Here is a 26,121-nt window from a genome sequence, read left to right on the forward strand (position 1 = left end):
TTAAAATCCTAATTTAAGCGATAAGGTTATTTGTCTTGGGGTGGGCAATGCCACACCGCCAGATGCAAAAAACTCTGGGTCCTGCCCATTCAATCTTTTATCGGCTAATATAGTCCACAGATTATTTGCAACTAGATTAAAACTTGCATTATTAAGTTTTGCCGATGATATCCATCTTTTAGGCAATGCGTATCCTAATGATACTTGCTTTAACTTAATATAATGCCCATTTACAACTCTTTCAGTACTGTAGTTATAGGCATTATAAGGATACGAGACGTTTACTTGTGAACCTGTAGATGATCTAATATCTGTAACTGATAAAGGGTCAAGTAGCGCTGGAATATTAGTTTTGTTTTCATCACCTGGCATAATCCATCTATTCAACATGTCTTTAGTCATTACAGACATATCATTATAGTATGCACTTATTGTTGGTTTCAACCTTAATTTATTACCCGCAGAAAAAGTAAATAAACCACTAAGCGTAAAACCTTTATAGTTCAAACTATTGTAAAAACCTCCAGTAAAGGTTGGCTCTATAGAACCTTCATATTTTAAATAATCTAAAGTTTGACTTTGTAGGTCTATATAAGTAGTTTTTAAACCATCAATACCAATAAATGTAGGATATCCATAATCCGGATTTAATCCATCATATTGTATAGAGAATAGACCACGTTGTGGGTAGCCTTCTACCGCCCCTCCTGTATTAGAGACACCTCTCCATATATTAGGATTGATATCTAGTTTTGTGATTTTATTTTTATTCAGTGCAAAATTGAAGCGAGTGTTCCAATGAAAATCATTTTTACTGATTGGTTTCCCTGCAATTGTAACTTCCACCCCATTACTTTTCATATTTGCATAATTAGCTGTTTTTCTAAACTGCCCATCAATACCTGATGTCTGAATAGAACCTAAAAGGTCATAGTTTCTTCTGTCATATATATCAACTGTTAAATTAATTTTATTATTAATCAATGTCATATCTATTCCTAAGTTAAATTCTTTCATCTTCTCCCAAGTCAATTCCGAATTTTCAAGACTTGATAAATAGGTTAATGTTTCTTGATCAACGATTTCACGCCTTCTAGCAATCTGATTATAAAACACTGCAGCTGAATTTGTTGCATTCCCCATTGATGCAACCATACCATAAGTAGCTCTTAAACCAAGCGTACTCACATAAGTATTTTCTGGCCAAAAATCCTCTTCATCGACTAGCCATGCACCAGACACATTCCATGTTGGTAACCATCTCGCTGTTCTTGATTTGCCCATTTTATTCGATCCGTCATAGCGACCCGTTGCATTTAAGCGGTATCTATTTTTATACGCATAAGCGGCTCTCATACTGTAACCGACCCAACGGTCATTGTTATACCCCATACCGTAAGGAGGTTTCCCTTCTTCTCTACCTTGTTTATAATACTTATAAAACGGAGCCACTAATCCTCCATTTTCATATTGATAACCAGGTCCATCAAAAAACTTTGCTTGCCTATCTGTAGTCTTCATTTCCATGGTGGCAAAAAGATTTATACTATTGTCTTCATTAAATTCTTTATCATACTCTAAATCCTGTCGGAAGTAATAGAATTTAAGGTTATCAGAAGATATATTATAAAAGCCTCCCTCAGGCAACACAGAAACAGGTAATTCATTGGGAAAATCAGGATCTTTATATAACCTACCATTTGAACCAACAACAGTCGCATCGTCCATCATTCTCCATGATTGAACATAATTAGATCCTTCTTTTAAGAAAAGTTCATTCTCGGTTTTTGTATATCTGAAAGCTCCGTTTATAGAGTATTTTAAATCTTTTAAAAATTCGTAGGTGAATCCCCCTTGAACTTTAAAGTCAATCATACTTAACTCCGCATAATTATTCTCTATTTCATTTAGTATATTAAATGGCGCATAATCTCTAACAAAATATTCTCTTTTACCATTTTCATCGAAAGGTGTAATAAGCCTACTTGTACTTAAAGCATAATTGTAAGGGTTTATATCATAGCCCCTATAATATGAGCCATATACAGGATCTGATTCCATATTTTGAGAACCAGGCGCTGTTTGTTGACGAATTGATCCATTACCCAGAAGCTCCGCTTTAAATCTATCATTAAACTTATAGTTAGTTCTAAAGTTACCTGTAAAACGCTTTACGTTATTACCAAGTGTCATACCCGGATCATTCATATAAGAGACCGAACTATAACTTTGAGACTTTTCTGTCCCCGACTGAATGCTTACTGAATGTTCTTGCACTACGCTGCTCTTAAACAATAAATCAAACCAATCTGTATTTGCATTTGCATAACGACTTAAAAAATCACTCTGACTTTTAGAGTCATGCCGCAAGCCATATTGATTCGTTATAGGATCGTAGTTGTAAAGTGCGTTATACATTTTATAAAACACCCCACCAGTTGATCCTCTTGAAGCCGACGGAATCTGGAGGAAACCCTTGTTTCTCAATTCAATCATAACAGCCATTTGATCGTACGAAGTCATTACATCAAATTCAGAATACCTCGGTTTAATGTAAGATGAAAAATTTCCTGTATAGCTAACAATAGGCTTACCGTCTGTTAGCGTACCTTTCTTCGTATTTACAACAATAACACCATTCATTGCTCGGGCCCCATACATAGCTGTCGCTGCCGCGTCTTTTAAAATACTGAAAGACTCGATATCGTCAGCATTCAATCCAGCAACAGATGAGCCCAATAAGGTATTCATATCTCCTGTTGACAATGCTTCGTTAGAAATATTAACGACATCTTCCAGAATAATACCGTCCACTACCCAAAGTGGTTTGTTATCCCCAGATAACGAGGTGGCGCCACGAATTCTAATTTTTGGAGCTGCCCCAAAAGTTCCCGAAACATTCTGTAGATTTAAACCTGCAACCTGACCTTCCAACATTCGAGAAATATCAGGAACACCAGCTCTCTCAGCCTCTTTTGCTGAAACTCGAGTAGCAGCACCTGTAAAGAATTTTCGATTTAGGGTTTGGTAGCCAGTTGCGACAACATCAATACCAGCGATTTCGCTTGCTACTTCTGTCAGTACAACAGCTAAATTGCTTTTATTATTAACAGCGATACTACCGTCTCTATGTCCCACATAGGTAACAACTAACGTTGCATTCGGAGCAGCATTTATTTCAAAAACCCCTTCATCATTGGTTGTTGTTGTTAAACTACTCCCTTCCACTGTCACCGTCGCACCTGACAATACTCTACCCTGCGTATCCTTCACTGTTCCCCTCACCTTATTCTGTTGTACAACATCCTTTGCACCTTCTTTTTCTCCAACCTCTACAGGCTTATAATTTACGGATACGGTAGTTGCAATTATTTTATAAGAAAATCCGGGTTTTGAAAGGACTTTATCCAAAGCTGACTCAATAGTCATATCTGAAGCTGATAAACTGACTTTATCCGCATTTTTTATTACATCACTATCGTAAAGAAAACGAAGGTTCGTTTGCTTACTAATGTGATTGAACACCTCTTCCAACTTAGCGTTTTTAACTTTTAAATTGACTTTTTGAGCTAAACTATGGGCGTGGCTCCCCGTTATGAATGCGAATATAAGAAAGAGGTTTACTTTCATAATTCGTAAGGTTTGGCAAAAGACCGTAGAGCCATAAAGACTTGACCATCTTCTGCTAAATGATAATTTATTCATACATTTACATGTGTTAAAGGGTTAAGTATACTTGATTAGTTAGAGTTTAATTTCCTTTTAATTCTTTTTAGACAGGGATGCGCCAACATTCCTGTCTTTCTTTTTATATAATCGTATTATCTAATTCAGTTAAGTTATGATCATTGTCCTCCTTTTTTTATAATCAAATTATTATCTTTTATTTCAAACACCAGATCACTGGCAAACTGCAACATCCTTACAGCCTCTGACAAATTCACCTGTCGACTAATGGCCCCTGTATATGTCTTGTTATAGTTAATTTCACCATTAAACTTTACCTGAACACCGTACCAACTTGCCAACTGTGTAGCAATGGTTAATATATTATCATTCTTAAATACAAATTCATTATTTACCCACGCAAGTACATAGTCCAGATCTACCTTTTCCCTCTTTATTTCTCCTTCTGCAGATCTTGCCATTTCTCCGGGCCTAAGCACTAAGGCTGTTTTTCCATTATCAATGGAAACACTCCCCTCAGCTAATGTTGTATGAATACTTTCACTATACGCATTAATATTAAAGCTCGTTCCTAATACCTGAATTTTGGTATCTCCCGACTCCACTATAAATGGTTTGTTCTCGTCGTGCGCCACCTCAAAATATGCTTCTCCTTTTAAAAACACCTTTCGTTCATCTCCCACAAATTCTATTGGAAACTGTAAACTCGATAAAGAGTTAATCCATACCCATGTCCCATCAGGCAGCTGCATTTTAAAATATTTCGCTTTCGGGACTTCTAATGTGTTATAAACCAACTTATCGCTATTTATTTTTTCCTGAAAAATCAGCTGATCTTTCTGGTCCTCATCAGTATATAAATTTTTATTACGAACACTTAACAAATCACTCTGTAAACTATAACTTGTTCCATCCGCAAGAAGTAAATTAGCTCCGGCGCTCGCTGCTTCAACATCGTGCATTACGGCCACAGTCTCCTCTACTACTTCTTTATCATATCTGGCTTTCATCTTTAAAACACTCAAAGTGCCTGCTAATACAAAAATTACACTTGCAGCAACGTAAAGCATACGGCGTTTAATAGAGCGATAGGTCTCTAATTTCAGTTTCCTTTGATTTCTGTCCCAAGCTTCATCCAAATCGATCTTATTCATTTGCAAAAGATCTTCATAATAATATCTTTTGTCTTTAAATCGATTTAGTAAATCTCTATTTCGCGGATCTTCATTTAACCATTTTTTAAATAGAAGATCTTCCTCTTGAGAAAGTTCATTTCTAAGAAATCGTATAAGCAGTTCTGCGGTTTTAAATGGTTCGTTGTTATTCATACCCGTTATTATAGTATAGTAACATTGAGCAAACGTTTGGGTGACAAAAAAAATGAAAAAAAATATTTTTTGGAAAAAAGCTGGTTTTTATCCCAAAAACAGGAAAGACAAAAAAGGCAAATACTCGGGATCGAGTTTGGTTAACAAAATTTTCATGCCTCTTTGTTTTTGGGTTTTCACAGTATTAATACTAATATTCAAAGACTCAGCAATTTCTTTGTTAGATAGTTCTTCGAGATATCCCATTCTAAATATAGTAGCACAAGCTTGGGGCATTGTTGCTATTATTTCTTGAATTTTAGTTAATGCCTCAACATAGGTAATCTCATTCTCCAACGAATACTCATCCATTTCTTTAAAGGGATTTTGCTCCCAATATTTTTCATGTATTTTATCCCTCCGATATTTATTATACACCATAAACCGTACTGAAGAATATAAATACTGTAAAATCACAGATGGGTCAGAAGAAACTTCATCTTCTTTATTAAAGTATGAAAAAATAGCATCCTGAACGATATCCTCAGCCATATCTATATCACCAACAAGCTTATGTGCAAAAAGACATAACCGCTTATAATACGTGTTAAAAACATATTTTCTGTGATCAATACCTTTCATTATTAAAGTGATAGATTAGATACCCCCTACTTACTAAGGAACTATTTATAAAAGAACCTACCGTAAATATAAAGGTTTTTTTTATCCGCACAACTTTAATCACATTTAACCAACCTAATGTAAATAGTCAAGCAATCAGCAATTATTTTACTATTCAGGCACTTTTTCACCACCACCCCAATATATGATATGATCTAAAAAGATTTAAACAATCGAAAAATCAAAGCCCAACAGCATTTCAGCAAAAGATATCATCTTCCTAATTTTAGGTCTAACAACTATACTTTTTTTAAAAAAAACTCAACAAAAAAAACCGCACTTGTAACAACAACGTATACAAGCACGGTATTTAACAACAAAACAAAGTTCTTTATCTAAAACATATAAGACACTCCCACGCTAGTGTATAAAAAAGATTTGCCAGGCTCTCCCAAAAGTTTTTCTGTTAACGTTTTGAGATTACCTCGAACCTGATAATTCAACTGTCCATTTATTGACCAGTTATGCTTTTCTCTCACAGTTGCCCACACCCATCTTGTTCCCCATTCCTGCATGGGTGCTGTGTGGTATAAATAATCACGATGAATGATTGTTTTACCGAAGTCACCTGTATTCACTCCTGACAATAATAGAGAGGACTTTACAGCCTGACGTGCCTTAAAACCCAACTCTACTAATAACAAGTAGTTTGTTGCTATTTCTCTAAAACGATAACTTGTTGTCAAACCATACTGTACCTGTACAATATCCATCTGGTTCCCGGTTCTACCATCCGCTTTCCAGGTATCATTTAATGCTAAAAAAACGTCAAAATTTGCCTGCTTATACGACAAACCTCCCTCAACTTTTGTCTGATTTCTTTTGTAGATATAGTTATTACGCAACAAACTATAATTATAATCTTCACCTTTTACCATTTCTCCCCACAAAGAAAAATACATTCCCGTATTCTTATTCATCTCTTTTTTCCAAAGCACATCCAGCTCCCCTATGTTCTTCGTATAATCATTCAAAGATTCATAAGTCTGTGGCGATGTATTATCCCGCCGAAATGATTGCTCTTCTTTTATATATCGTGCATTAACGTATAGCTTACTAAGTGGAAAGCTCTTCAACAAAACATTTAAAGCTGCTCCTTTTCGTCTTATAATATCCTTGTAATAAATCGATGCACTTCGTTCCTCATCATTCCCAAACCCATTCATATACCAGTTTACATATTCTGGATAGCCCGTTCCTCCCGAGTATTTATCATTCTTATACCCTACTTGCACCCTTTCTGCGCCATAGCCCCAAATACCCGTCACATGATAGTCTAACACAGACAGCTTATGTCCTGCTGACAACTCCATCATCAGGTTCATATCCTTAACATCTCCTCTAGGGTCGCTATTAGAATAATGTGTGCCCAAACGATAGTCTATCGACAAAGTTAGCGGCAAGCGCCCCTCTATAAAACTACGCTGCATTACTGCGTCCAACTTATAAGTTTCCCTATTATATTGGTTTTTCTTTAACGAGCCATAATAATATGGAGCATCATCATTCCAGCGTGTTTGATGTCGCAAGGCGGTACTATCTTCTTTTGCTCGGTTATACGAGAAGCGCCCCCAAACATCCATGTTATGCCATATTGTTTTTCCTTCTGTCAAAACCTGAAACTGCCTATACCCATCTGCACCTTGTGCGGGCTGTAAACTTCCTTCTGCCCACTCTTGTGACAAGGCTAATAAAGAAGCATCATCTTTTGTTTCAGCTGGTATCCACACCCTATTGCGCATGGCCATACTTTTAGGACTTTTCTTCGCCACATCTTGCCAGTACACCGCATCGGGTAAAGAATCTAACAAAGAGCCAATCACCCCTTGCCCTTGTACACTAACTGCACACAAGAACATGCTCGCAACAAAAAAAGCTAAACGTCTGTACACCACATTAAACTATAAAGTCCTCGTCAGTTAAGCCCGACGAGGACATATCTTAAAACTAATTTGCAAAACCGTATGGGTTGGCCTTAATCACTACAAAATCTTCTGTCGAATTATTAGTATCCTGCAATTTACCACTGCTCACCACTGACTTCCTGATCACCGATTGCGAAGAATAAGCCCCCAAATTCACAAAAGTAAAACCTGCATCCTGCGAGGCACTTACTTTTTTAGGTATACGGTTATCGTTAATATGTGGTTGCACTTCAACCACATCTTCCAACCATTTAACAGGCACCTGTTTATACTTTTTTGCATCTGCAGAAGGCTTAGCAATGGATGGTTGAGCATACTTTCCTAAAGCATCTACCGCTACACGATATGACGTTTTAAAAATAGCATAAGCATCACGTCCCAAATTATCCAGTATCCAATCATTACCTGTATACTCTAAAATTTCCACATTCGGCACACTCGGGTTATCTATATCCGAAGCAAAAATTTTATGTCCTGGAATATCTCCGTAATAGACTTCAAAGTCAGCCTTTGACAAATCTACCGTCAAATCAGGATTTCGCACCGACACTTCTTTCCCATTATTGCCTACAAAAGGCACTTTATGGTTCAGTGCATTCTGCGCGATCACTATACTTTTACCCGGTTGTACAGGATATGTTTTTCCATTCCCTGGTATCATAAAAAGGTCTCTAAAATATACGTAGTCTGTATTTGCTTCCCCCCCCATCTTCATCCCCTCTGCTTTACTCCAATCAAACTGATTATTTGGCAAGTAATACTCCACCTGTCTTGCCATACTTTGGCGTCCCCATAATCGGCCAAAATATAAACTGTCTGCATATAAAACACGGTCTGAGTTATTATGTATCTCAAAAAATTGATCCCTAAAAAGAGCACCATCCTTATTGTCAGAGCCTGCATAATATATTTGTTTAATAACAAATTCGCCCATCTTACCAGCCATCAATTGCATCTCAACCACTTGAGAAGCTAATAAAGAAACTTTAGACAGAGACGCGTTAAAAGTAACCTCTTCTTGACTGTCGCCACCTGTCAGCTCATTAAATCTGTCTTTAGAAAAAGTAATTGACGCCACTATGTCGTATTGTCCTGCAGCCAAATTTTCTAATAAAAGAGAGCCGTTTTTTGCCTGATATTCTGCCAATACATTATTAGATAAGTTTTTCACCTGTACCTTCACATCGGTCAAGTCCAACCTACCGTTAAACTCTTGTGCTGCATAACTCAGCTTCACTGTCAGGTCAACTGGCTGTTGGTCAGGCGTATCTTTAGAACATGCTGTAACTAGCAGCATCAAAAGCGGAAGTAAATAAATAATTCTCATATACATGTCATATTAAAATTTGTAAGTTAATTGTGCTCCATAATTTGGAGAACTATTCGGTGCCTTTATAGTTATTCCATCATTTTTATAAAAGCGGGGCTGATAATCCAAGAAATTATACACATTAAACGATAGATATATATTTTTACCGATCTCTTTAGCCATACTCAAATTAAAATTCCAGTACATCAAATTGCTCGAGTTGTTTAGTCTATCTAATTTAATTTTTCTTTGTTCATACAGAAAGCTATGCACTTCGTTATTCGGGTCATATTGTTCTATAGGAAAATACTCTAATCCAACGTTATAATAGCCTCGAGGCACCAAGTCATTCCAAGCTATTTTATTGTAATTCATTAATTGTACATCTGCGCTTAGTTCCAAAATAAAGCGTAAAGCAGGTATATGCGTCGACGACCGAATTGATGCCCGACTTAGATATACCTTACTCATAGTCGCACTATACTGGGCATATCGAACGCCTGTAGCATCCATATTCTCAGCCGATATAGTCTCCGATTCCAAACTTTTTCTACTGTTTTCAGCAGACGTAAGCCCTGCCGTTACAGAAAAGCTAGTCTTTAAAGCACTAATCTTCGGGCTAGCATAAATCAACTCCACCCCCTTATTACTAGTCTTCAAATCATTATCAAAACGTGGGTTTTGAACCAAGTATCTCGTAGTCCCAGTTTCCTCTACCTTCGGTTTTTCTCCTACAACAGCTGTTGCCTCATAAGAAGGCAAATGAATAACTTCTAAATCATTCACCGTATTAATACCTCTTGAGTTTCGTTTATAAAAAATATTTGCCCGTAACACATGCCCTCCACTTCTCCATGATAAACTTGCCTCGAGTGTCTGTCCTAAACTTGCTTTTAAGTTGCTATTATCGGCCTCATAGCGTCGCACATAAATCCTAGATGTGCTTTCTGCCTGAATACCATTGTAAGCATTTAGTAGAATAATATCTTCAAACTTAGGCCCTGGATACAATTGTGCTAAACCGGGCGCTTTATACGAAAGCCCATAAGCAACCCCTACATTTAAGCGATCATTGAGTTGCATATTCATATTTACACGTGGCGACAATGAAAAGTGCCCGTTCATCACATCTCCTCGCAGCCCCACCCGCATGGCAAGCTCCCTCTCTCCGATAGGCATGCGCATAGCATCGTCTGCGTAAAACCCTAAATTATGTAAGGGTTTTGCTAACGAAAAATCATAATACCTATCCGAGTTCGCTGCTCCTCCTTGATTACGTGTCGGCATACTAGGATCGTACATACGTCCTTTCCCCAAATTATAATCATAACTATAATTAGAGCCAAAATTAACACGGTGCAATATTACTCCCGTATAAAACAAGCCATCCGCTTCCAGTCTTGCCGAAGCGTTTATAGGTTTATTATCCACATGGTCTATCGCTGTATAAATTCCCTCTGCATAATTACCCTCATATATCCCGCCTAACGTTTCATGTGTATACAATACGTAAGCCACGTTTACATCTGTTTCTCTATACGTCACTTGGCTACCTTCACGAAAGCCCATATTAAAGTTTATCTTCTTTAGGAAAGATCGATTCAAGCTCAAACTTGTTCGTGCCGAAACATCCCAATTATAACCACCATACTTCACTGCCGGCGAGGTACTATCATCTGGGTCATGATTTACCTGATCAATAATCTTAGAATACCCAAAAGACACGTGCTGTTTCAACCGTTTACTTCTATCCAAGTAATTGGTCCATATCATGTTTCCATTAATACGTTTATATTCTTTTAGCTTATCTCTATTATCCGCATATGAGGTTACATAACCTATATCTACATTTAAGGATCCTAACTTATCGCCCAATCCGAAGCCTTTAGATAAACCGTAAGAAGTAGCGTTACTACGCACCTGCGTCCTAAAAAATGCAGGTGTCCTGCCGGCTTGTCTATCCACTAGCACCGCACCATTCGAAATATCGCCATAGCGCACAGGTGCCACTCCCGAAATCACTTCTATCCTTTCAATATTTTCCACAGGTATTTGCCTCAAGTCAATACCGCCGAATACATTTTCTCCCGAATAAGATTTATTGCTACTAGGGTTTCCTTTAAATCCATAGTCGCTTGGCCGAATCGAATGTGTCGCATTTCCCATCCCAAAATTACTGACATTCCTTCCTTGCATATTTCCATTATTACTCATCGTCATATCGTCCACAATAATGGCCACTCCAAAAGCGTTATTCAATTCTTGCACATTCCGCACTCCAGCTATTGTTTCAGTAAAGGCACTCCTTAATGTTAGGTTTTGCATATCCTGCACTGAAGGCGCCACATTTTCCCTATTGGGCAATCTATTCAACAAATCATTCAAGCTCAGGGCTGGAAAACGCTCTATCATTTCTCTATCGAATACCATAGACGAATTGCTTCGCTCTCCCTCCCCCGCCACAACGGGAATATCCTCAATCATTAAGCTATTATCCACCATCACAACAGAGGCTATACGTCCTGCTTCTTCGGTTTTAACTTGCCTCTTAATGGTTTTCTTTCCTATATATGTCCATTCTACATTATAAGCTCCGCCAGCCCTAAGTGTCGGAGCATGTAGAAAATACTGCCCTTTACTATTCGTCGTACTCTGTATACCCAACTCGACAATTTGTACACGCACCCCCTCTAACGGCTGTTTTTTCACATCCAACACCTCTCCGCTCAAAACAAGATCTTGTGCATTCACCACCATCACCGACCCCATGAACAATAAACAATAAATAATCACACTGCCCCCAAGCCTACCATAAGATCCTACTAATTTATACATACCTATTGCCAACAATTGCCAAGCCTTCCACACGTCAGAAAGGAGAGAAAATAATATAACCACCACGAACTACGCTGTAATTTTAAATCATTCTAAATAAGGGCGAAATTATAAAATAAATCCACTAAAAAACAATTATTTTAAATTATTCTAAATAAAGATTACTTTTACACCGTTTTATAAAGGGAGAGAAAACAGGTTATGAAAAAAAACATTGCGCTACTTATCCTAGCATCTGTAGTTATTTTTGCATCGTTTGGGAGTAAAAACACGAAAGTTCAAATTAATAATTTTACCGACAGTATTTTAATTGCACAATACAGACAGCCTCTATCTTTATGGCCTCAACCTGTTATTGACTCTGGGGTTATTTGGGAGGAATTTAGTTCGTTGCCAAAAATCGATAGCAGCTACTTCACTTTAATGGAGCAGCCGGATGTCAAGTTGGGCAAACTACTTTTCTTCGATCCGCTATTATCCGGGTCCAATCAAATATCCTGTAGCAGCTGCCACAACCCACAAACATCTTGGGCCGACCACCTTACCGTATCTGTTGGTAACGACCATATTGAGGGCACACGTAATACTCCCTCTTTATTAAATGTTTATGCCCGCGAAGAGTTGTTCTGGGATGGACGTTCTTCCTCCTTAGAAGACCAAGCCATGAGCCCTTTAGTCGCCCATCACGAAATGAACAGCAACCCCGAAGATATTATAGCCAAATTACAGGCTATTCCTAAATACAACGAACTGTTCATCCATGCCTATGGCAACAGTAATTACGATCTTAAAGAAGTTACTATGGCTTTAGCCTCGTTTCAGCGCACCTTATCGAGCCGCAGGAGCCGCTTCGATGAATTTATAGACGGCAATACAAATGCTTTAAAAGATCAAGAAATCCGAGGCTTACACCTCTTCCGTGTTAAAGCGCGTTGTATGAACTGTCATCATGGCAAATTTTTCACAGATGATGGCTACCACAATATCGGGTTAACGTACTATAAACGTAAGTACGAGGATCTTGGTCTTTACCATATCACCCATAAATCTCAAGATGTCGGAAAATTCCGCACTCCATCCTTACGTGATATTATGAACACTGGCCCTTGGATGCACAACGGGTTATTTAGGGATATGACCGGGTTATTAAACATGTACAATAGTGGCATGCAAATGAATTCGCCAACAGCCGCAGAAGCCCTACTCGACCCCATGCATCCTGTGACAGATCCATTAATGAAAAAACTCAATTTAAGCAAAGCCGAGATACAAGATCTAAAAGCTTTCTTAGAATCTATTACCGCTACAAAGTATAGAATGCGTCGTCCGGAGACCCTTCCTCGTTAAATCTACCTACTATTTACAAGCCTCTTATCCAATTAAGCATCACCTCTAAAACTTGCGGCGAGAATGTCTCTTCTATATCCATATATTCACTTACCGCTCCAGTTTCTGCCGTTTGGAAAAGGTGATTCAGATTAGGAAAAGACATTATTTTAAAATTCTCATTCCCTGCTTTTTTCAACGAGCGCTCAAACCCTGCTAAATTTTCGGCAGCCGTCACTTGCACATCTTTCTCTCCGTTTAAGGCTAATACCGGTATTTTTAGCTGCTCCAATATCGGTGCAGGATCATACTTCAAAAAATACCGCATCCAAGGCATAAAAAATCTACCCGCCGTCTGATCAATATTTCTATTCCCTTCCTCTCCTTTAAAGCCCATCTTCATTAGAAAATCATCGGGTTGTTTGTCCATCCACGCTTGCATTTCTTGGGCAAATATTGGCTTAAGCTCCTCATTATCCGGATGCTTCGCAGCAAGCCCTAATAGCATTTCTATAAACTCATCAGAGCGAACACGTTCTTCCGCATTCAGCTCCAGCTGTTTATTAAAAGCTTTCATCTGCTTCTGCATAATCTCCATCCCCGTCACCCCAAGCCCTGCCAAGCTCACAATAAAAGCCACGTCGTTTGATTTAATTGCAGCCATCGGCGCTATCATTCCACCTTCACTATGCCCCACTAAGCCCATCTTGTTTATATCAATTCCTTGCTGTTTCTTTAAAAACCCCAAACTTACCAGAACATCATCTGCAAAATCCGCTGAAGTAGCTCCCATCACATCACCTGTCGTTTGGCCTACACCACGATCGTCCACCCTTAAAACAACAATCCCATTACGGCTAAAATAATCGGCAATCACCCAGAAGGGTTTATGATTGAATAAAGTCTCGTCCCTATCCTGCTGTCCGCTTCCACTAATTAAAATTACAGCAGGCACATTTACATTTGTATCCGGCATCGTTAGTGTTGCTCCATACTGAATAGATTTATCCTCATTATGGTACACTACTTTTCTTTCTACATAGGGAAAAGGTTCTTTTGGTGTCTGCGGTCTATTAATGGTTATCTCTTTTTCCACTTTTTTCATCAGCATAGGCATAGCTCCTCCTTGTCTCCATTCCCCTGTTAATTCTGTTTTATCTTCATTAAAAGCACCATAATATCCCCCACCAATTACTTTAGAGAAAGCCGTCAAACTATCTATGGTTATGTTCAAGTCTGATACCTCCAAGCCCATAGCTCCTTGGTCGGGGCTATCAAAAACAGCCTTATACTGTTTCGTAACACTATCTTCCGACACCTTCAACACTAAACGTATGTTGCCTAGCTTACCTTCCCAGATCGAATTAGCAGTAAAATTCTGCCCCATTAATTGCCATGTAGCGCCTATAAATAAAATAGAAGAAAAAAATAGTTTTAAAATCATCAGCTAGTTAATTAGATGTTTTAAAGATAGACATATTTTCGGAAGCATCTTTTAAAAAAATCACCACCTACCGTAGTATCAAATCATTAAAACCCAAAAAGCGAATAAACCTCAGCTTTGGATAGCTATAGTTTATTCGCTTAGAATCTATTTCCTTAAAATTAAAAAGCTATGTTTAATTATTATAGCCTGGATTTTGTTTCATTAAGTTATTAGCATTCATTTCTGATTTTGGTATAGGCATTACAAACCTAAAATTTCCTGCTTCTAAAGTTTTGCCATCTTCCGATGGTATATCAGCACCTGTCCTTACCACCGGTAAACCTTTTCTTTTTAAATCCCAGAAGCGATGTCCTTCTAGTGCTAACTCTTTAAAACGCTCCTCCATTATATTTGATAAAGCAACATCTTTGCTAGCAAAGGTTACACCTTTGTAATCTGTTATACGCTGGCCTCGTAAAATATTGATATCACTTTCTGCACTGTTAGCTCCAGTATACTGATTTATTTCTGCTCTCGCTTCAGCTCTTATTAAATACATTTCGCCCGTACGGAAAACTTTAATATCAGCTACATTTTCATTTGAAGTAGCATAGCCTGTTCCGCTATATTTTTTTAAAATCTTATGTAGTTTGCCCGCTTGTTCCAAAATAGGTTCATCTATTAAATAAGCATTAAACCGCACGTCATTTTTTTGATCATAAGAATTCCATAATTTCTCAGACGGAGCCCAAGAAACACTCGCCGGTGCAATAATTTTACCATCTGTTTTTGTGAAGAGTCCTAAGAAAAACGAGCCTACTCTACTAGCGTTTGTTCTTTTCAATTTAAATGAAATCTCTGCAGACGACTTGTCTGTCCAGATATTATCAAACTCTGCTTGAGTTGCTAAAGGAATAGCATTAATATAATTGGTCGAATACTTAATGGCATCTTCCCAATTTTCCATATATAAAGCAATTCTAGCATGCAAAGCATCTGCTGTAACCAAATTCATCCGATAAACATCACTAAGAGAATTCTTTAACAGAGATTTAGAATCATTCAAATCCCTTAGAATCTTTGTAAAATACTCTTCCATTTCAATTCTAGCCTGATTTACTAACGATGCTTCCTCCATATAAGGCATTACCAAACCACCATCCTTATAATTGCCCGCATAATAGCGAAACAGTTCAAAGTGAGAAAAAGCTCTCAGCAACAAAGCCTCACCTTTAATATTCTTACTTCTTACTTCATCAGCGGGTTCTTCTACTACCGCATTAGGCAGCGCGCCCAAAATTCGATTGACGCGATCGATAACTCGGTAATAAGTTCTATTTGCCATGTAAGTATCACGGATTGTTATATCGTCGTAATTAAACTTCCATTCATGCGTCGACTGCGTCACATAAAAATCCCCATGCCTTAACTCATCTGACAGCACACCATTCATTTTGAGCCCCATTTCATAGCCTGTTGCTCCAGTAACTCCTTCAGATCCCAACGCACTATAAGCACCCATTAATAAAGACTCATTGTCTTTTACTGTCCTAAGTGCTAAATCGCCTCCAATAAAATCAGTTTCTTCAATATTCAAAAGGCTACTACACGATGTGCTTAGAGATGCAGAAAGTATAAGAGCACATATATACATATATATCGTTTTCATTTTGTATCGTATTTTGTGGTAATCTAAAATTTCAAATCCAAACCGAAGACAAACATTTTGGGATTAGGATATTCATTCAAACTAAGATTATCACTATCCTCAGGGTCTACTCCGCGCCAAGGGCTCCATGCCATTAAATTAAAACCATTAAAGTAAACTTGCCCTCCTTTAAATATACTTTTGCCATTATTCATCTTCATGTTTGGCAACTGATAGGCCAACGAGACACTACGTAGCTTTAAGAATTTAGCATTTTCCAAATCTGAGGATGTAAAGTTCTTAGAATATGCCGGTGATGGGAAAAACTTCTGATCTCCTGGTTGCCTCCATTGGTTAGTTAAAAGCTCTCTTGATTGATTAATTATTCCGGTATAACCTGCCGTACCATCAGTAATCCAATTTCTTGTATTATTACTTCTAACAACATCAAATTGGTATGAAAACAAAGCTCCGAGAGTAACTTTTTTGTAACGTACATCTAGATTAAACCCTCCCACATGTTTAGGTACAAAGCTTCCAAAATTGTAGAATTCCTCCGCTTCACTAAAATTAGTTGTAGAAGTTCCGTCAGGTTTTCTATAGATCGGCTTACCTGTTTGTGGGTCTGCTCCTAGATAATCATATGCGATATGCGTTCCATAGGCTAGTCCTTTTTTAATGATAAATGTTCCCAACAAATATTCTTCAACCAAACCTAGATCTGTAATTTCATTTTTATTTATAGCGTGATTTAGTCCGACCGTCACTCCCCAATCTTGTCTACGGAGTACGTCAACATCAACTTGGAATTCTATACCCTTATTCACCATTTTTCCTGCATTGATATCCATCGACGTAAAAGCTGTTGTAGAGCTCATAGGTTGACTAACGAACATATCAACAGTCTTATTAGAATACAAATCAACAACAAAACGTGCACGGTTATCATATATACCGAAGTCAACACCTAGATTTGCCTTATGAATTCTCTCTATCTTCAGGTTATAATTTCCAGGACTGCTCGGATACAACCCTCCAATTGTAGACCCTGGATAACTTATTGCAGAATAAGCGGGCATTTGTGTTCCTGCATAATTTACAACTCGCATACCTGAAAAGCTATAATCCCCTAAAGAAATACTACTTATATTTGGCACTACCCCATAAGAACCTCTTAACCGTACATCGGAGAAAATAGATTGCTTACCCATGAATTTCTCTTTAGATAAATTCCAGATCGCCCCCAAAGACCAAGTTGTAATTTCTTTATTTTCTGGATTTACTATTCTTGATGTTCCATCCCTACGTATATTACCATTTAGGGATATTCTATCATCATACGTATAATTTAAAGTTGCAAAATAAGATCTAATTCCATACCCTGAACGAGCACTAGCTGCGTTTTGCGGCATTGTTGCATTACCTTCTGTAGGTAAAGCTCCTGCTCCTTGTCCAGTCCAAGGCAAACTTTTATTCAAATTATATAATGTAAAACCAATAGCTTTCTCATGTACACGAATTCCTTCAAAATAACCAGCCGCCTGAAACTCATGAACATCATTCAAAATTTTCGAATATGTTAAGCTTGTCGTATTAATCAGCTGAGAATTAAAAGAGCTTCCTTCTCTAGCATAGCCACTCTGATACGTTTGTAGCGAACCTCTATAACTGTCTGGATTAATATAAGTAGAACGTAATGCATCAGTTGCGTCTATTCCTAAAATATTTTTTATTTTAAAATCATTTAAGAATGTATACTCCAAATTCACACTAGCATTCAACTTTACTCTACGCACGTGATCTCTAGTGTTCATATTATTTTCTAATACATTGGCAACACTTTTATTATTTAGCATTCCGCCACCGCCACCATAATTTAGACTTCCATCCTCTCTATAGGGATTGTCATAAGGTTTTGCTCTATAAATCATTTGAAAGGGGTTCACTGCACTATTCCCCACAAAATCACCTACCGCTTGTTTAGTCTGTGAATAACCTCCAAAAGCTGTCGCTTGCATAAAAAAATTATTTTTATTGAAAGTAACATTTGTTCTTCCTGTATATCTTTTCAATCCAGATGTCTTATCTATACCATCTTGCTGAAAAGCTCCTAATGATGAGAAAAACTTTAGTTCCTCTGTTCCTCCACTCGCATTCAACTCGTGTGTTTGCGATGTTCCGGTTCTGAAAAAAACATCTCTCAAATCGGTATTTATATTTCTCGTACTATCTAACTTTCTATCGTACTCTGCTAATTGAGCTTCTGATAAACTTGCGTTTGCTGGGTTTTTTCTACTGTAAAACCACCCTGGAGCACCAAAATTTGGTGTGGCTATACTGCCTACAACCTCTTCATAAGCTAAAAGTTCTGCTGTACTCATCAAATTCAATCGATCAAATTTTGGAGCCTTAGTCACCCCAAATTGGGTCTTCGCCGTAATGTCAATTCCACCTGATCGTCCCTTTTTAGTTGTAATTACAATAACACCGACCCCAGCTCTTGCTCCATAAACAGCTGCTGAATTCGCATCTTTCAGAACTGTTAAGCTTTCAATATCATTATGATTCAACGTTTGGAAAGCAGACTCTGAAGAGGGCACTCCATCGATAACATATAAAGGCTGAGCTCCAGCTCCAGAAATAGATTGCGTACCTCTTATTGTAATTCTAGCATTCGCTCCTGGTAAACCACTGCCTGAATTTGCTAATACACCGGGGGCTTTACCCTGCAATAACTGTGTAATAGATGCCACAGGTTGGTCGTTCAATTCTTTAGCAGACACAGTCGATGCAGCTCCTGCGAATTGACTTCTTCTAACCTGTGTATAACCAGTAATAACAACCTCGTCTAAAGCTGTTTCGCCACTTTCTAAAAGCACATTAATTCTACCCCTACTCTCCACAGCAATTCGTTGTTCAATATAGCCTAGATAAGTAAAAATAAGTGTTCCATTTCCCGGCACATTAATAGAATAATTTCCAGAGGCATCAGTTTGCGTAGCTGTACTTGTCCCCATGACAGTGACAGAAACTCCACTTAACGCAGCTCCATCTAAAGATGATGTAACCCTGCCCCCTACTTGCCTATTTTGCGCAATCGATTGTGCACACAGGCAGAAAAAGACAAAAATAAAACCGAGTAATTTTTGTTTCATATTATTTAGTTGTTTAATGTTTATTTCACCCTCAGTTAAAGGTGATGTTACTTTAGTTAGTTCTGCATTACATGAATGCGCAGACAATATACAGTATTAAATACTGAAATAAAAATATATATTAGCCCTTTTAAGTTTATTTATATCCTTTAACCGAAGAAAAATCAATACTCACTAAATATCAATCAGATACAAATAAAATTTTTATTCTAAAAGCAGCATTACATATAAAAAAAATACTATCATTAAAAGCAATATAATGGAGTATATTAGTGGTTCAAGATTTATCAAGTGTTCAAAAAACAATCAACTTTTTTCCACGTTGATCAAAATGATTTATTAAATCCATATATTACAACTATTGTCTCCCGCTCATTTTATATATCTGCAGATGAAAAAGATCGCCGAAATACTGAAACAAAACAAACATCGTGATTTTCCCTACCCTACAGGAAAGTGGCTATACTATCAAGAGTGGAACAGGGTTTTGTTTTTGCATTGGGAAGTTTCTTACGATGCTTTGCGTGCTTTAGTTCCTCAGGATTTACATATAGACACTTTCAACGGCAAAGCTTACATATCTATCGTACCTTTTACGATGGAAAAAATTAGACCTCGTTATCTACCTTCTGTGAAAGCAATTTCAGATTTTGACGAGATTAATGTCCGCACCTATATTAATAATAACGGAAAGCGGGGCGTATATTTTCTGAACATTGAAGCCGGAAAATCTATATCTGCTCTTGTTGCTAGGACGCTATCAGGATTGCCTTACGAGAAAGCAATCATTCACCGAGAGCAAGGTAAATTTACTTCTATAAACCCCTACAAAGGATTTCAACTCGCTGCAACCTACAGCATTGGTAACCTTAAAAAAGAAAAAACGAAACTGGATCGCTGGCTCACCGAACGTTATTGCCTCTACTTAGATAAGAAAGACCGGCTCTACCGCTATGATATTCACCACCTCGAATGGGAAATTCAAAAGCTCGCGCTCCATAATTTAAACATTGATTACAAAATCGGAGAGCTTCACTTTAAGAACTCTCCCGATCTATGCCATTATTCCAAAGGGGTCGAAGTATTGGCCTGGAATGCTATAAATATACCGATCGCAAGAAAGAGCGAGATATAATATTAGCAAGGGAGATCCCTACCAACAGAAACATGGGTATAATTTTCTTCATTTTAGTAAAAAGGGGAATTATAAAGTCAAATCGATTGTCAAGTGTTTATCGCTGCGCACATAAGTTGAAACCACACTATACTTTAAGCTCTTTTGTCCATCTTCTGCTGTTAAAATTTGCGAACTACCTGGATAAAGCACTATTTTCTTTGTCCCCTCTCCTTCCACAAGTTCCAATTCAAAATACAGATCACTATCATTCTTCAGTTCATAATACTTCGTCAGCACATTTTTATTGTTCGTCTTATGGTGGTAAGGTTTACCAAGCGACACACATGCTTCAAATAAATCGCGCACATGTTCTTCTTTTCCAAATAAGTATTTACTCGACCACGCTACGGTTCTTCCCTGTTCCAAGGCTTCGCGGATTGCCTCTGCCGAACGGTCTTTCGCCATCACCAATGTCATTGTACGGTGCACTCCTTCACGTGCCAAATCATAATCGTGCGCTATCAAATTATGTATATCTGTATTACCAATAACCGTTAAGTTTCTATCCAAAGCCCAGTCTAGCGCTTTCTTATGAAAGCCAAAACCATTAACGACTTCAATACCGTGTAGTTTTTTCTCTTGGTACATTTTCTCCACAAACGGCAGCCATTCATATGATCCTTCAATTTGCGTAGCTTTCCACCCTGGGTGATTCCAAAAGATAAATGCATTTTGATCTACTACAGCTTGTATTGCCTGTTCATCCATTGCGACGCTATTATCTACCACTAGGTTATGGTCATCATGAATAAACAACGCATTAAAATGTCCTGGTGGCGTTCCTCTCGTCACTTCCGTTCCTTTTATCAACAGCACATTATTTTCTTTCGCCATATTTTCAGCCAGCTCATACGAGCGTAAATTCCCTGGCTTTACATCATCCTTATGGGGCGTATACTCCACATGTTCTGTAAAAGAAATTGCGTCCACACCTTCCTTCCATGCTTCCTGCACACGTACATTAGGCCAAACATGTCCATCTGTAAAAACCGTATGCATATGGAAGTCACATTTCAGCACCTGCATGCCTTTTACCTCTGGTATTTGAATAATGTTTCGCTTTTTCGGATTGCGAAATTCATCAAAGCGTTGCACACCATCATCTGTCTGTGCCGTTAGCCCCAGTGTCATTAGCGAGCTAATAATAAATAATGTTTCTTTAATTCTCATATGTATATGACTGTTATTTTTGGTGTGAAATCCTCATCGGTCACTATCTTAAAAGAAACACTAAGGATTTCCTGATCTGATTAATTGCCACAAAACTAAGCTTGCTATATCACGAGAATGTTAACAACATATTGTATTTCTATGAATAGCGTTTTTTAACTCCCACCCGTTATTGACCACAGTATGTGAACAAAAGAAAACAAGACTGCGCAACTCAACAGCAGATTACACTCCCCCCATTCACCTCCATCTATACCACAAATACCCAGTAAGTAGAAACACTACTCCCAGCCCCCACCAAAATGTGCTCATCTTCCACTTTTTAAAATAGCTGCTTTCCCCGCTATATTGCTCCTCCAATAACCTTTCCGCATAGCTGCTATCCGCTTGCCTCGAGCCCCCTTTCCGTTGCACACTACTTTCCCATAGTGCTATTGCTCCCTGCTTGCCCCATAGCCCGCTGTCCGGGTGATAATAAAAAGCACTATCTGTTTTCAAATACCAATAGCGTCCTGTGCTATCCATATAGTCAAATAATTCCCACTGTCTATTCTGCGATTCGACATAGCTATCTTGCCGATCTGCACTAAACTGTTCGCGCTTAAATTTAGTCGATCGGCAAGCTATCCCCAGCAGCAACAGCAGCCCTAAAACAACATACTGTACCATCTTCTTCTTTTTTTCGTAGTAATCCTTCCTATTCTGTCAGCCAGTCTGCCAACGCATATATCGTCCGTCGGTGTCTACGCCTCAACTCTACCCTATTATTGCTATTCCCTTCCACCGTCAGCAAATACTCGCTTTGCACCGCTTTCACCAAACCTACGTGATTGATGCGCTTTGCTTTCGTTCCATAAACCCCAAACACATCGCCCCGCATCACCTCCGTAGCCCACGCCTTCATCTGCTTTCGCCCTATTGCAACGGTTTGTCCGCCATAGGTTTTTGCTTTCGGAAACAACGCCGGGCTCCAAGGGTTACGCGGCGCTGCAAACCCCGCCTGCCCATAAACCCAGCTCACAAATGCTGCACACCACTCATACCCCTTCCCTAGGCCTGTATACCGCAGATATTCCTCCACTCGAGGGCCATCATTCCTGCCTGTCGCCTCCTGCACACCCAGCTCGGCTACCGATATCTGTACAATACGCTCCCTTTCGTCTAAAACACCACCTTCAATGCGGCCAGGACTGCATAAAGCAATAAAAAGAACACCGAAAAATATACCACACACTTTTGCCATGACGTCAATTGATTAAAATGAATATTAAACTGCTGCCTAAACATCTTGAAAGGCTTCCACAATAACTCCTGCAGCCACACACTCGCATATACAGCCACCCAACCTAGCAGCAGCCCGAATATAAATAAGGTTAGTGTACCTACATCTAACAGACCTGCCCTTCCGTCAAAAAACTGTATTCCTTTAGCCAGCAACCACCAACACGCTGCAAGCAAGCATACTCCCAGCCAAAAAACAGGTTTAGCACCTCTTCTCAAACCAATTCTGCCCACAGAGAGCATATTGTCATTATACATGATATCCATGATTCTTTAATTTTAAGATGCCGTGTCCGAAAATCCTCCCGTCCACGGCATCAGGTTAATTAATACACTACCGCAATGTTATCTTGCTCTCAGCGAAGCTACCTGCGACCAATCGCCAATGCCTCTTTTGTTACGCGCCCGCACACGTAAGTAATATATTTGGTCGGGCTCCGTTACAGCATAAATATTTCCACGGCTCGAGCTTGCCTGAAATGTTTCTTGCCATACCGGTTGGTTATCCTCTCCCAATATATTGGTTACTTGATATTCATATAACAAAGCGTTCCTCACCGGCTTATACTTCACTTGCATTTGCCCTTTCTGCCTACCGTCTAGCAATTTAGCGTCTAGCACCTGGTCTGGCACATCAGAGGGTTTTGGTTCAACTTCCAGAATCAAGCCCGAACTCAAAAGCAAAGAGCGCGACCCTTTACTCACCTTATTCACATAAAATGCAAGATCCTTTAAGCTTAATGCCAAAACATCTTTCGCATCGTTCTTTTCGGCAATCTCCAACAAACTACCTCCTCGGCTTGCCTTCTGCCATTTGGTTCTAAAATCCATCACTTCGGCCTCAAAATCCTCCAGTTCTAGGGGTAATGCGGTAAAAGTTGCATGTCCTGTCATACAATCAAGCACTTTGCCTACCAAAGTATTCAGTTCATCATCACTTAAACCTGAATAATCGAGCACTACTTTTTTAACTCTCATTTTTCATTTCTTTAAAAGGGAGTTCCCTCCCGTTCTACAATCTATGTCCACAACACTCCGGATTATTGTGTTACCCAAACATAGCGCTGGTTACGAGCGAAATAAAAAACTAGGACAAAGACGGACAGGTACGGACAGTCTATTGCTAAAAATCGGACAGCTTTACACACTCTATAGCACATTGCCAGCTATTCATCACTTTTAGCGACTTGTTTTTCACTTTCAGCGATCCCTTTTTTGCAATCAGTGAACACATTTCATCAACAACTGATCACTATAAGAGAAAAAGCAACCCCTTGTTATTAAATTGCAATCACATTTCCCAAAAATGTGATCACATTACAACATTAAGCGACAACTATTTCACTCCAAGTGAACACTTTTACCAAACAAGTGAATCCTTCGTAGCTATAAGTGATCACATTTTCACACAAAGTGATCCCTTTGTGTGAAAATGTGATCACTTTGTCTCAACTTGCATCCCCTTTACAGTACAATCCAATCACTTTGCACCAAAAACCGATCACCTTTCTCCGCAATGTGTTCCCTTTTCGTCACTAAGTGGTTGGTAAAAGCCACATAGTGTTCGCCTTTTCGAAATAAGTGAACACTATGTGCCAACAAGCCAACACTTGTTGTCACATTGTAATCCCCCACTGCCAACAAGTGATCACTTTTAGCGGGCTTTCCGTTTAGTATTTTATCAAACCCTCTTTAAATAAGTGGTTAAGATCCATTTTTCGTCTCCTTTTCTTTGGCCAATTTCGAATAGGTCCATGCTCCTTTTTCATGCCTTGCCATCAGCATCATCACATCCGCTTTGAGATAATAAGACCTGTTACCAATTTTTTTCACAGGAAACAGTAGTTTCCCCAGTACCTCTTTATAGAAAGTACTTCTACTTATTTCCAAATAATCAATCACTTCCTGCACGCACATGTGCTCTGGCAAGTCTTTCTGCCCCCTTCCAGAATCAGCATTCTGCTCCGGCTTTCCCTCAGGAAATCCGATCAAATATATTTTCTGTACAAGCAGCCTCTCTTCTTCACCCAAGCTATCCATTTCCGCCAGTAAGGCATAAACCAACTTCAACTGTTGCACAAGATTCCCCTTTTTTTCTATATAAAAATGAATTAAATTAAGGGTTAGGTTTACGGAATTCTGTATTTTTTCAACTTGATTAGGCGTCAACATCACAAAAATATTAGCAGGGCATAGCGCAGCCACACAATAATAAAATATTGTTCTTCCCCCTGTAGGTTTACAGATATGGATAGCCACTAATTATATACAACAAAGGGGCTTAATTAGTCCTCTTTGTTTAGCCAATCATTCAATTTTCCTTCTTCTCTCAACCTGGCTTCCATCACAGGAGAGAGATTCAGCAACCCATTCTCCGACTTTATCCCTTCCTCTATAGCCTTCAGTTCCTCAAACTTCTCCAACATAAGCTTCAATGCTTCCATAGCCTCTTTTACCAAATACACCCTCTGCTCTTCGATATCTATGCGTTCAATACTCTTTTTATTAATATTTATGCCTTTAAAAGTCTCTATATAGCCTTCTTCTAGCACTTCCTTTACCGCGCTCGACCTTCTTTTGTCCTTCACAAACATGCCATTTTTCTTAAGTCTATAGCCCCCATCTCCTTTTCTTATTAACATGAAGGTATGCTCTAAATCTTCGCTGTACCTCAGGAGAAACAGATCTTTTTTAAGTACACTTTTCTGTTGATACACTTTACTCATCATTTTCTCTGTACGGAAGTGTTTTTTATGAGCCCTATAAAAAACCCGAAACGCCGAATAGGCCAATACCCATACCTGCAGCTGATATACCATTCGTTGTATATTCTCCTTTCCATAAGCAGGTCCATCCCAATAATAATACCATCCGTTTAAGAGCTTCACAAATAAGAATGGGCAGACCACAAGCGTTATAAAGAAAAACAACAACATTTTCGTTATAAACTCTACATAAGTATTCCAATCACGAAATCGCCAATAAAAAACAAGCTGCACTAATAAATCGGCTATCCAAAAAGTCACATACATAAAAGCTGTCCAGCTCAGCAACATCAATATATGCTCATTCATTTCTGGCTCTATTTTGTCCAGCATCTCGATCTGCATCAGCCATAGTATATAGCCTCCTACCAACGCCAAAACACCCCGACCAGCCCATTGCTTGGTCAGACAATTTTTCACGAAATTCAT

The 26,121-nt window shown here is 38.6% G+C and carries 19 protein-coding genes; 2 read left to right on the top strand and 17 right to left on the bottom strand.

The window, feature by feature from the left end; translation table 11 throughout:
- The 6 genes from ORI89_RS13960 to ORI89_RS13985 all read right to left on the bottom strand — a co-directional run bounded on the left by ORI89_RS13960 (position 1) and on the right by ORI89_RS13985 (position 11,810).
- Positions 1 to 3,705, bottom strand: coding sequence for a SusC/RagA family TonB-linked outer membrane protein (locus ORI89_RS13960; RefSeq protein WP_268231114.1), 3,705 nt, complete (start codon positions 3,703 to 3,705; stop codon positions 1 to 3).
- Positions 3,706 to 3,845: 140 nt separating this feature from the next.
- On the bottom strand, positions 3,846 to 5,015 hold the full coding sequence (locus ORI89_RS13965; RefSeq protein WP_268231115.1) for a FecR family protein: 1,170 nt from the start codon (positions 5,013 to 5,015) through the stop codon (positions 3,846 to 3,848).
- Between the two features lie 87 nt (positions 5,016 to 5,102).
- Complete coding sequence (locus tag ORI89_RS13970) at positions 5,103 to 5,636, bottom strand: RNA polymerase sigma-70 factor (RefSeq protein WP_268231116.1); 534 nt, start codon at positions 5,634 to 5,636, stop codon at positions 5,103 to 5,105.
- 374 nt (positions 5,637 to 6,010) lie between these two features.
- Entirely contained in the window at positions 6,011 to 7,567 is a 1,557-nt protein-coding gene (locus tag ORI89_RS13975; RefSeq protein ID WP_268231117.1) for a DUF6850 family outer membrane beta-barrel protein, read from the bottom strand.
- 55 nt (positions 7,568 to 7,622) lie between these two features.
- Positions 7,623 to 8,927 carry a DUF4876 domain-containing protein gene (locus tag ORI89_RS13980; protein WP_268231118.1) on the bottom strand — a complete coding sequence of 435 codons (1,305 nt, stop codon included), beginning with the start codon at positions 8,925 to 8,927 and terminating at the stop codon, positions 7,623 to 7,625.
- 12 nt (positions 8,928 to 8,939) lie between these two features.
- Positions 8,940 to 11,810 (bottom strand): TonB-dependent receptor domain-containing protein, encoded by a 2,871-nt coding sequence (locus ORI89_RS13985; RefSeq protein WP_268231119.1) that lies wholly within the window; start codon positions 11,808 to 11,810, stop codon positions 8,940 to 8,942.
- Positions 11,811 to 11,945: 135 nt separating this feature from the next.
- Between ORI89_RS13985 and ORI89_RS13990 the strand changes: the two genes are divergently transcribed.
- On the top strand, positions 11,946 to 13,091 hold the full coding sequence (locus ORI89_RS13990) for a cytochrome-c peroxidase (protein ID WP_268231120.1): 1,146 nt from the start codon (positions 11,946 to 11,948) through the stop codon (positions 13,089 to 13,091).
- Positions 13,092 to 13,104: 13 nt separating this feature from the next.
- Here ORI89_RS13990 and ORI89_RS13995 read toward each other — a convergent pair whose 3' ends face one another.
- The 3 genes from ORI89_RS13995 to ORI89_RS14005 all read right to left on the bottom strand — a co-directional run bounded on the left by ORI89_RS13995 (position 13,105) and on the right by ORI89_RS14005 (position 19,299).
- Positions 13,105 to 14,514, bottom strand: coding sequence for an alpha/beta hydrolase family protein (locus ORI89_RS13995; RefSeq protein WP_268231121.1), 1,410 nt, complete (start codon positions 14,512 to 14,514; stop codon positions 13,105 to 13,107).
- A gap of 175 nt (positions 14,515 to 14,689) precedes the next feature.
- On the bottom strand, positions 14,690 to 16,165 hold the full coding sequence (locus ORI89_RS14000) for a RagB/SusD family nutrient uptake outer membrane protein (RefSeq protein WP_268231122.1): 1,476 nt from the start codon (positions 16,163 to 16,165) through the stop codon (positions 14,690 to 14,692).
- A gap of 23 nt (positions 16,166 to 16,188) precedes the next feature.
- Complete coding sequence (locus ORI89_RS14005) at positions 16,189 to 19,299, bottom strand: SusC/RagA family TonB-linked outer membrane protein (RefSeq protein ID WP_268231123.1); 3,111 nt, start codon at positions 19,297 to 19,299, stop codon at positions 16,189 to 16,191.
- Positions 19,300 to 19,690: 391 nt separating this feature from the next.
- On the opposite strand from ORI89_RS14005, the gene ORI89_RS14010 reads away from it, so the two are divergent.
- Positions 19,691 to 20,434, top strand: coding sequence for a YqjF family protein (locus ORI89_RS14010; RefSeq protein ID WP_268231124.1), 744 nt, complete (start codon positions 19,691 to 19,693; stop codon positions 20,432 to 20,434).
- Between the two features lie 69 nt (positions 20,435 to 20,503).
- Here ORI89_RS14010 and ORI89_RS14015 read toward each other — a convergent pair whose 3' ends face one another.
- The 8 genes from ORI89_RS14015 to ORI89_RS14050 form a co-directional block, all read right to left on the bottom strand.
- On the bottom strand, positions 20,504 to 21,646 hold the full coding sequence (locus tag ORI89_RS14015; protein ID WP_268231125.1) for an Sb-PDE family phosphodiesterase: 1,143 nt from the start codon (positions 21,644 to 21,646) through the stop codon (positions 20,504 to 20,506).
- 240 nt (positions 21,647 to 21,886) lie between these two features.
- Positions 21,887 to 22,315: a hypothetical protein gene (locus tag ORI89_RS14020; protein ID WP_268231126.1), complete on the bottom strand. Its 429-nt coding sequence runs from the start codon at positions 22,313 to 22,315 to the stop codon at positions 21,887 to 21,889.
- 28 nt (positions 22,316 to 22,343) lie between these two features.
- The gene (locus ORI89_RS14025) at positions 22,344 to 22,889 is read right to left on the bottom strand and encodes a CHAP domain-containing protein (RefSeq protein ID WP_268231127.1); all 546 of its coding nucleotides are present in this window, start codon (positions 22,887 to 22,889) and stop codon (positions 22,344 to 22,346) included.
- Positions 22,808 to 23,194 carry a hypothetical protein gene (locus ORI89_RS14030; protein WP_268231128.1) on the bottom strand — a complete coding sequence of 129 codons (387 nt, stop codon included), beginning with the start codon at positions 23,192 to 23,194 and terminating at the stop codon, positions 22,808 to 22,810. The genes ORI89_RS14025 and ORI89_RS14030 overlap by 82 nt, the downstream gene beginning before the upstream one ends.
- Positions 23,195 to 23,272: 78 nt before the next feature.
- Positions 23,273 to 23,905, bottom strand: coding sequence for a fibronectin type III domain-containing protein (locus tag ORI89_RS14035; RefSeq protein WP_268231129.1), 633 nt, complete (start codon positions 23,903 to 23,905; stop codon positions 23,273 to 23,275).
- Between the two features lie 486 nt (positions 23,906 to 24,391).
- Entirely contained in the window at positions 24,392 to 24,547 is a 156-nt protein-coding gene (locus ORI89_RS14040; protein ID WP_268231130.1) for a hypothetical protein, read from the bottom strand.
- 84 nt (positions 24,548 to 24,631) lie between these two features.
- Positions 24,632 to 25,186 (bottom strand): helix-turn-helix transcriptional regulator, encoded by a 555-nt coding sequence (locus ORI89_RS14045; RefSeq protein WP_268231131.1) that lies wholly within the window; start codon positions 25,184 to 25,186, stop codon positions 24,632 to 24,634.
- 26 nt (positions 25,187 to 25,212) lie between these two features.
- On the bottom strand, positions 25,213 to 26,121 hold the full coding sequence (locus tag ORI89_RS14050; RefSeq protein WP_268231132.1) for a hypothetical protein: 909 nt from the start codon (positions 26,119 to 26,121) through the stop codon (positions 25,213 to 25,215).

The sequence above is a fragment of the Sphingobacterium sp. UT-1RO-CII-1 genome (genome assembly GCF_026711005.1).
In the GTDB taxonomy this organism is placed as follows: Bacteria; Bacteroidota; Bacteroidia; order Sphingobacteriales; family Sphingobacteriaceae; genus Sphingobacterium.

What these genes read in the sequence shown, in the direction of transcription:
- ORI89_RS13960 (WP_268231114.1), bottom strand. Translation starts at nt 3,705, where the DNA reads ATGAATAAATTATCATTTAGCAGAAGATGGTCAAGTCTTTATGGCTCT.
- ORI89_RS13965 (WP_268231115.1), bottom strand. Translation starts at nt 5,015, where the DNA reads ATGAATAACAACGAACCATTTAAAACCGCAGAACTGCTTATACGATTT.
- ORI89_RS13970 (WP_268231116.1), bottom strand. Translation starts at nt 5,636, where the DNA reads ATGAAAGGTATTGATCACAGAAAATATGTTTTTAACACGTATTATAAG.
- ORI89_RS13980 (WP_268231118.1), bottom strand. Translation starts at nt 8,927, where the DNA reads ATGAGAATTATTTATTTACTTCCGCTTTTGATGCTGCTAGTTACAGCA.
- ORI89_RS13990 (WP_268231120.1), top strand. Translation starts at nt 11,946, where the DNA reads ATGAAAAAAAACATTGCGCTACTTATCCTAGCATCTGTAGTTATTTTT.
- ORI89_RS13995 (WP_268231121.1), bottom strand. Translation starts at nt 14,514, where the DNA reads ATGATTTTAAAACTATTTTTTTCTTCTATTTTATTTATAGGCGCTACA.
- ORI89_RS14000 (WP_268231122.1), bottom strand. Translation starts at nt 16,165, where the DNA reads ATGAAAACGATATATATGTATATATGTGCTCTTATACTTTCTGCATCT.
- ORI89_RS14005 (WP_268231123.1), bottom strand. Translation starts at nt 19,299, where the DNA reads ATGAAACAAAAATTACTCGGTTTTATTTTTGTCTTTTTCTGCCTGTGT.
- ORI89_RS14010 (WP_268231124.1), top strand. Translation starts at nt 19,691, where the DNA reads ATGAAAAAGATCGCCGAAATACTGAAACAAAACAAACATCGTGATTTT.
- ORI89_RS14015 (WP_268231125.1), bottom strand. Translation starts at nt 21,646, where the DNA reads ATGAGAATTAAAGAAACATTATTTATTATTAGCTCGCTAATGACACTG.
- ORI89_RS14020 (WP_268231126.1), bottom strand. Translation starts at nt 22,315, where the DNA reads ATGGTACAGTATGTTGTTTTAGGGCTGCTGTTGCTGCTGGGGATAGCT.
- ORI89_RS14025 (WP_268231127.1), bottom strand. Translation starts at nt 22,889, where the DNA reads ATGGCAAAAGTGTGTGGTATATTTTTCGGTGTTCTTTTTATTGCTTTA.
- ORI89_RS14030 (WP_268231128.1), bottom strand. Translation starts at nt 23,194, where the DNA reads ATGGATATCATGTATAATGACAATATGCTCTCTGTGGGCAGAATTGGT.
- ORI89_RS14035 (WP_268231129.1), bottom strand. Translation starts at nt 23,905, where the DNA reads ATGAGAGTTAAAAAAGTAGTGCTCGATTATTCAGGTTTAAGTGATGAT.
- ORI89_RS14050 (WP_268231132.1), bottom strand. Translation starts at nt 26,121, where the DNA reads ATGAATTTCGTGAAAAATTGTCTGACCAAGCAATGGGCTGGTCGGGGT.